Origin of the sequence: Crocosphaera watsonii WH 8501, from assembly GCF_000167195.1 — a bacterium.
Lineage (GTDB): Bacteria > Cyanobacteriota > Cyanobacteriia > Cyanobacteriales > Microcystaceae > Crocosphaera > Crocosphaera watsonii.
The window spans coordinates 1-7594 of sequence record NZ_AADV02000187.1 but is presented as its reverse complement, the minus strand read 5'-3'; the positions used below and the strand labels follow the sequence as shown (position 1 = coordinate 7594).

6 protein-coding genes and 2 pseudogenes are annotated in these 7594 nt (G+C 34.6%); 5 read left to right on the top strand and 3 right to left on the bottom strand.

The window, feature by feature from the left end:
• Positions 1 to 467 (bottom strand): annotated as a pseudogene (locus CWATDRAFT_RS40660) (IS701 family transposase); the annotation flags it as partial.
• A gap of 211 nt (positions 468 to 678) precedes the next feature.
• On the opposite strand from CWATDRAFT_RS40660, the gene CWATDRAFT_RS28005 reads away from it, so the two are divergent.
• Positions 679 to 1203, top strand: a complete 525-nt coding sequence (locus tag CWATDRAFT_RS28005; RefSeq protein ID WP_007308144.1) for a PEP-CTERM sorting domain-containing protein — start codon at positions 679 to 681, stop codon at positions 1201 to 1203.
• A 168-nt stretch (positions 1204 to 1371) separates the two neighbouring features.
• Here the strand turns inward: CWATDRAFT_RS28005 and CWATDRAFT_RS40655 are convergent, their stop codons facing one another.
• Positions 1372 to 1554 carry a pentapeptide repeat-containing protein gene (locus CWATDRAFT_RS40655; protein WP_232287219.1) on the bottom strand — a complete coding sequence of 61 codons (183 nt, stop codon included), beginning with the start codon at positions 1552 to 1554 and terminating at the stop codon, positions 1372 to 1374.
• A complete protein-coding gene (locus CWATDRAFT_RS28000) occupies positions 1536 to 1901 on the bottom strand; it encodes a pentapeptide repeat-containing protein (protein ID WP_007308143.1) in 366 nt (121 codons plus the stop codon). The genes CWATDRAFT_RS40655 and CWATDRAFT_RS28000 overlap by 19 nt, the downstream gene beginning before the upstream one ends.
• 387 nt (positions 1902 to 2288) lie before the next feature.
• On the opposite strand from CWATDRAFT_RS28000, the gene CWATDRAFT_RS27995 reads away from it, so the two are divergent.
• The 4 genes and pseudogenes from CWATDRAFT_RS27995 to CWATDRAFT_RS27980 form a co-directional block, all read left to right on the top strand.
• Entirely contained in the window at positions 2289 to 3242 is a 954-nt protein-coding gene (locus CWATDRAFT_RS27995; protein WP_007308145.1) for an ABC transporter ATP-binding protein, read from the top strand.
• Positions 3243 to 3285: 43 nt separating this feature from the next.
• Positions 3286 to 5004, top strand: coding sequence for an ABC transporter permease (locus CWATDRAFT_RS27990; protein WP_007308146.1), 1719 nt, complete (start codon positions 3286 to 3288; stop codon positions 5002 to 5004).
• A gap of 139 nt (positions 5005 to 5143) precedes the next feature.
• Entirely contained in the window at positions 5144 to 6670 is a 1527-nt protein-coding gene (locus tag CWATDRAFT_RS27985; RefSeq protein ID WP_007308147.1) for an IS5-like element ISCwa2 family transposase, read from the top strand.
• A gap of 362 nt (positions 6671 to 7032) precedes the next feature.
• Positions 7033 to 7569 (top strand): annotated as a pseudogene (locus tag CWATDRAFT_RS27980) (IS5 family transposase); the annotation flags it as partial.
• Positions 7570 to 7594: the final 25 nt, after the last annotated feature.

Here is a 7594-nt window from a genome sequence, read left to right as displayed (position 1 = left end):
CTCAGTCCCCAAGCTAAAACTTCCGATAGCATCATCCGAAAATAATCATTTTTAGACAGATTATCTTCTTTATCATAAAGTCGATAATTTAGAGGGACTGAAATTCCATTAGGGTCAGTATATAATAAAGTAACTAAATTAATTCCTTTGATAGTTTTATGTTTATTTCCTGACCAGAAATAACCAATAAATTTACTTAATTTAGGATTACTATAAAGTTTTTCAATGACTGTATCATCAATACTTAAGGTTCCCCCACTCAGTTCAATGTGCTGTTTAAATTCATTGAATAAATCAACAGGTTTATAGCTTTCTCTTAATAAAAAACGGTTAACACTATCATGAGATAAATCCTCAAATATCTCGGATAAACGATTACAACCCGAATATTTGGATTCAGCAATTAAATAGTAAGTATAGAGTTCTAAATGACATTTAGCCGTTGATTTCTTCGTTATAGTTCGGATATCTACCTCCAGTTCTTATAATCCTCTCTATTTTATCAGTTTTTTGCTTTTTGTTAACAGCGATAGCTTTCTCTGTTTGGACTATGCACATTGTAAACCATCTGTCAATGCGTAACTCCTAGAAACATTACCTAATGGCAACAATGTTTTACGACTGGGCGATAAAAATAATACCTCAGCAGAAAATGGTGGGGCAGCTACTAGCTCTCTTTTGAATCCTAATATAAGTTTTGCAAATGTCAAAGTTTCTGCTGAGTTAAATTCTGATGGGGATACTAATGACCGATTTTTATTATTGGCTAGGACGAATTTGGACACTTTTGATACTTACTCATTTGGAATTGATTTTGAAACCGATCAGATATTGTTACGTAAAATAGTTGGAGGGGTTATTGATACTCCTTTGGTACAGGAATCTGTTGCACTTGATCAAAATACAACCTATTTTGCTGAGTTTACAGTTATTGGGAATGAACTAACGGGAAGTTTATTTGACGAAACCAGCACTAATCTATTGTCAGAAATATCATTTTTTGACAATGATCCATTAGCCCCAGGAGTTACGGGTATTTCTACAGATATTAGCGATGGGTTCTTACCCCAAGGAAATGACATAAATAACGGAACGATTGACAATTTCTCTGCTATGTCGGTGCCTGAACCTAGTTCTATATTTGGTATTTTAATGGTCGGTGCATTAGCAAACAAAATTTCACGACGTAAATGGTCTAAGTAAATAGAAGAATTTTCTGAAAAATTATTGATAAAATTGTTAAAATTCTTTGGAATCTATCTTCTTAGTAAGTTAGGGTAGTTTACAGATCAGGATTTGTAAACTTTATATTGCCTAAAAAAAGCCCTTGTTTTCTAACAAGAGACTTAGAAATTTTTTTATCATTTAAAATTAACCGGACCAACTCACCCAATGAGGGGAATGTGCGGATAAGGTTTCGTCTAATTCACATTGTTGACTGCCTTCTAAACAGATTTCTTGGGTGTCAGCAACACTCAAATCGGCGTTAACAATAGTGGCACCGCAAAGCTTAGCACCGCTTAAATCTGCCCCATCTAAATGAACCTCTGCAATCTAGCTTTACTGAGATTAACATTGTTTAAATTAGCACAACGTAAGTCAGCATTGGTCAAGTCAACCCCAGTTAAATCTGCACCACTCAAATCTGCACCAATGAGGTTAATTTCTGTTAAGTTAGCTCCCACTAAATGAGCTTTGGTTAAATCCACATTGGTTAAGTTAGCTTGCGCTAAACAAGCACCACTCAAATCTGTATATTTGAGATTAGCACCACTTAAGTCCGCACGGGTTAAATTAATCCGTTGTAGATTCAATCCTTGTAAGTCCGCTTGGTGTAAACTTATGCCTTCAAAGTCGCGCTGATTTTTGAGATAATTGGTAAAAAAATGTCGCTCTTTCATCACTATCTTCTCCTATTAAGCTCATGCCGTCTCTTCCGCTTAATATTTGTCTATAACTATGGTCTAATTGGTTATTAATAATTATTCAAATCGAAGCGAAAATGTCAACGTTCAATGATTCAATTTTAAAATACTCTTTAGAACTCTTGGGGATTAATCTGAAAAAGTCAATAATTTTTTACAAAAATTAGTATTACTTTATTTTTAACAGACTAAAACCAGAGATGTTTATATTGTAGGGGTTAACCTCTACAGAAATGTGTATTAGTTGAAATAGTCAATTTTTTAACTGTCATCTTTAGTGTGGTCGTTTTATCGGATAAAAGCTAAGCTAACTATATCGATGATAGTAATGCTAAAAATTCAAAGTTTACTGATAACTGAACTATGATGGTCTCAGAACTAGCGATCGCAACATCTAACCTCACCAAGCAATTTGAACGCCATATTGCGGTCAATAAGCTAGAATTGGAGGTAGAGTCTGGAGAAGTTTACGGATTGATTGGCCCCAACGGTGCAGGGAAAACCACCTTGATCCGAATGTTGGCCGCAGTTGAAGAACCCACAGCAGGAGAAATTCATATTTATGGCGATCGCTTATTAAGGGATAGTAGTCACCCCCGTCTCAAACAAAAATTGGGCTACCTTCCAGATGATTTTCCCTTATATGAAGACCTCAATGTTTGGGATTATTTAGATTATTTTGCTAGACTATATCATCTAAGATTACCCCATCGTCGTCGTCGTCTTCAAGAAGTTCTAGAGTTAGTCCAATTAACCAGTAAACAAGACAGCAATATCAAAACCCTTTCACGGGGGATGAAACAAAGACTAAGCTTAGCTAGAACTATTTTACACGATCCCCTTTTATTACTATTAGATGAACCAGTTTCCGGTTTAGATCCCATTGCGAGAATGCAGTTTAGAGAAGTGGTCAAAACCTTGCAAAATGTTGGGATGACGGTTTTAATTTCTTCCCATGTTCTCAGTGATTTAGTAGAATTATGTACTTCTGTTGGTATTATGGAACTAGGATTTTTAGTAGAAAGTACCTCACTCAAGGAACTATACGAAAGATTATCCCATCAACAAATTATCATCAAAACATTAGGAGATTTAACCAAACTAGAACAAGAATTAAAAGGCTTTTCTCAAGTAGAAGAATGGGAGATTCTCTCTCAAAAAAACAGTTTACGGGTTAATTTTTCAGGAGGAGATGAAGAAAGTGCCGAATTATTAAAACATCTCGTTCATCAAGGAATTCCTATTGCAGACTTTCATTGTACTCAGGAAGATTTAGAGTCTATCTTCCTTAATTTAGGTCACAAACAAGCATCATAATTGATGTTACTTACTAAACCACAAATCTAGGAGAAAAAAGCCAATGCTTGTCACCTATATAGATAAAATTGGGGACTGGAATCCCCAACTAATCAGAGAATTAAAAGGACGCTTTAAAGTTCGTAATTTATCTATCGCTGCTGTTATTGCTTTTGGTATTCAATTTTTATTACTATTAGCTTTTGATGCACAACTCCCCATGGATAGCATTACATCACCCCAAAGTAGTCGTTATTGTACAGCTAATTCACCAGGAAGGTATAGCAGTTATAGGTTATCATGTATTAAGGATTTACTAGGAAATTGGGTTATTAACTGGCAACTTTGGTGGTTAGATATTTTCAAAGTTCTTAGCGTCATTGGTTTATTTATTTTATTAACAGCCGGAGCCTATTTACTGATAGCTGATTTATCTAAAGAGGAAAATAGAGGAACCCTAAACTTTATCCGTTTAAGTCCCCATTCTTCTCAAAATATTCTCTTAGGGAAAATTCTGGGTGTTCCTTCTATTATCTACTTTTTATCTGCCATTTTATGTCCCCTACACTTAATAGCTGGAATTCAAGCACGTATTTCACCTAGTCTAATTTTAGCCTATTATTTAGGTATTATTATTAGTTGTGCATTTTTCTATAGCCTTTCATTACTTTTTGGTTTAGTGAGTTCGGGGTTAGGAGGATTTCAAGCTTTTCTATGCAGTGGACTGGTTTTAATGTTTCTCTTTATCACAACAAGTGTTCTTTTCTCTTCCCATGATTTTATTTCCCACACCCCTTTTGATTGGCTAATGTTGTTTTATCCAGGGACAATTCTAGCTTATCTGGTTGAGTCCACTTATATTCCTGTTAAAACAGCAGATATTGATTACGAAACCCTAGAGCAATTTGCTTGGTATGGTAAACAATTTTGGCAGAATTCATTCTTAGGAATTAGTTTCATCTTTGCTAATTATGGGCTTTGGATTTATTGGATAAATCAAGCATTAAACCGACGTTTTCGTAATCCTAACGCAACATGGCTCAGTAAGGTAAATAGTTATGGTATATCAGCTAGTTTTATTATTATTACCACAGGATTTATCTTTCAATCAGGCCGCTGGGGAGACATAGAAGACCATATTTTTGCGAATATTATTATCTTACAAATGTTCATTATTGGTTTTGCTTGTTTACTAATGGTGGCCTTAAGTCCCCATCGTCAAACTTTATATGATTGGGCAAGATATCGTCACGAAAGTACCGAAAATTCCCGTTCTCTCGTCCGAGATTTAATTTTAGGAGAAAAAAGCCCCTCACCCCTAGCGATCGCTCTCAATGTAGCTATTATGTTTGCCTATCTTATCCCCACAGCATTGATAGCACCCCTAGATCATCCTTTTGGTGTTTTATTAGCACTATTTATTACTCTGAATCTCTTAATAATTTATGCAGTGATAGGTCAACGAATTCTCTTGTTTAAACTGCCTAAACCTACCTTGATTGCGACTGGAGTAATTGGTGTTTTAATGTTTATTCCTCCTTTGATATTTGCCATTTTACAACTTGATCCCAATAAAGCTGTAACTCCTTGGTTATTTACTATTTTTAGTGTGGTTGCTTCTTATGATAATCTAGAAATGTTAAGCATAATGTCAGTTATGTTTTCTCTCTTAAGTCAATGGGGACTAATTGCTTTAGGTAGCTATGAAATGGGTAAATGTTTACAAAAAGCAGGAGAATCAGAGACTAAATTGTTGTTAAATTCTTCAGGGAGGTTAATATAAATAGGGTTTGCTGAATAAAAGCAAAACCCTATTCTTTAAAAGGTTACACCCATATTCGCGATCGCAAAAAAGATCAGCTTTGTCGGCTACAAACCGCTATAATTGGTAGAAACACCTCCCAGTTGTTGGTCAAGAACAAATGTATCGAAAAGAGGGGCAACCTTTACCGCCCCCAGAAAAATTTGAATTACCTTTCGAGGGCAAATTGTCCCCCAATAATCGTTGGGTAATCATGGCAGAGTTGATACCTTGGGATGATTTTGAGGAAGAATATGCTAAACTTTTTTCAGCAGAAAAAGGTGCACCAGCCAAACTATTTAGAATGGCATTAGGGACATTAATTATTAAGGAAAAATTAGGAACAAGTGATAGAGAAACTATAGAACAGATTAGAGAAAATCCCTATCTACAATACTTTATAGGTTTAAATTGTTATCAACAAGAGCCACCACTGGAATCTTCAATGCTAGTTCATTTTAGGAAAAGAATTGATGGAGAATTGATAAACAAAATCAATAAAAAAATAGTAAAGAGAGAAATAGACAAGAGTGATAAAGAAGTAAAAAAAAAGGATTGTCTCCAAGAAAAAGGAGAAAAAATAAAAAATAAAGGTAAACTAATTTTAGATGCGACTTGTGCGCCAGCAGACATCAAATACCCAACGGATTTAGGCATATTAAATCAAGCCAGAATTGAGACAGAAAGAATAATAGATAATCTTTATAAACCATTAAGAGTAAAATTGAGAAAAAAGCCGAGAACTTCTAGAAAAATTGCTAGAAAGGAATACTTAAAAGTAGCTAAAAAACGAAAAGTATCTTATCAAGAAAGAAGAAAAGCTATCGGGAAACAGTTAAAATACCTTAAGAAAAATTTAGGAAATATAGAAGACTTAATTCAAGCTGGGGCTTCCCTGGAAAATCTGAGTAAAAGACAGAAAAATTGTCTAGAGACTATCAAAAAAGTTTATGAACAACAACAGTCAATGTGGGAGAATAAGACCCAGAGTGTTCCTCAAAGAATTGTAAGTTTAACTCAACGGCATATTCGTCCAATAGTGAGGGGAAAAGCAGGAAAACCAATAGAGTTTGGAGCTAAACTCTCAGTAAGCTGTGTAGATAACTATGTGTTTCTATACAAAATAAGTTGGGAAAACTTCAATGAATCTTGTCATTTAAAAGAACAAGTAGAAAAGTATAAAGAAACGTTTGGCTATTATCCCGAATCCGTCCATGTAGATAAAATTTATCGAACTAGGGAAAACAGAAATTGGTGTAAGGAAAGAGGGATAAGAATCAGTGGTCCGAAGTTAGGAAGACCTCCGAAAAATGTCAGTGAAGAAGAAAAGAAACAAGCCCACTCCGATGAATGCTTCCGTAATGCTATTGAGGGAAAGTTTGGACAAGCTAAACGAAGATTTAGCCTAAATCTCGTGATGACAAAACTCCCTGAAACCTCCATTACATCTATTGCTATTACATTTTTAGTTGTCAATCTTTCTAAACTTCTGAGGCAGTTTTTGTCGCTTTTTTTGTCCTTATTTACTAATAATAGAACAGGGGAACTCATCAAACCGCCTTTCATTAATTTTGATTATACTTTAAATAATTTTTATGTACTAAAACTTATTGATTTGTCAGAAAATTCTTGGTCAAAAGTGGCATAAATTTTGGAGAAACTTTTTCAGCAAACCCTACTTAATAATTCAGTACGGAGTGACTCCTAAACTAGACTGAATCATATATTGGCACAGTTTCCGTTGCTCATTTATTATCATTTTTTTTGTTAATCAAAATTCCCAGTAAATACAAAAATACTAGCATATATTTACTTTTGACTTTTGACCTTAAATAATATATAGTTATGTTTGTAAAAGATTACCCAATTAAGTAGGGTTTGCTGAATAAAAGCAAAACCCTATTCTTTAAAAGGTTACACCCATATTCGCGATCGCAAAAAAGATCAGCTTTGTCGGCTACAAACCGCTATAATTGGTAGAAACACCTCCCAGTTGTTGGTCAAGAACAAATGTATCGAAAAGAGGGGCAACCTTTACCGCCCCCAGAAAAATTTGAATTACCTTTCGAGGGCAAATTGTCCCCCAATAATCGTTGGGTAATCATGGCAGAGTTGATACCTTGGGATGATTTTGAGGAAGAATATGCTAAACTTTTTTCAGCAGAAAAAGGTGCACCAGCCAAACTATTTAGAATGGCATTAGGGACATTAATTATTAAGGAAAAATTAGGAACAAGTGATAGAGAAACTATAGAACAGATTAGAGAAAATCCCTATCTACAATACTTTATAGGTTTAAATTGTTATCAACAAGAGCCACCACTGGAATCTTCAATGCTAGTTCATTTTAGGAAAAGAATTGATGGAGAATTGATAAACAAAATCAATAAAAAAATAGTAAAGAGAGAAATAGACAAGAGTGATAAAGAAGTAAAAAAAAAGGATTGTCTCCAAGAAAAAGGAGAAAAAATAAAAAATAAAGGTAAACTAATTTTAGATGCGACTTGTGCGCCAGCAGACATCAAATACCCTACGGATTTAGGCATTTAACATCAGGGTCGGGGATCCCCTG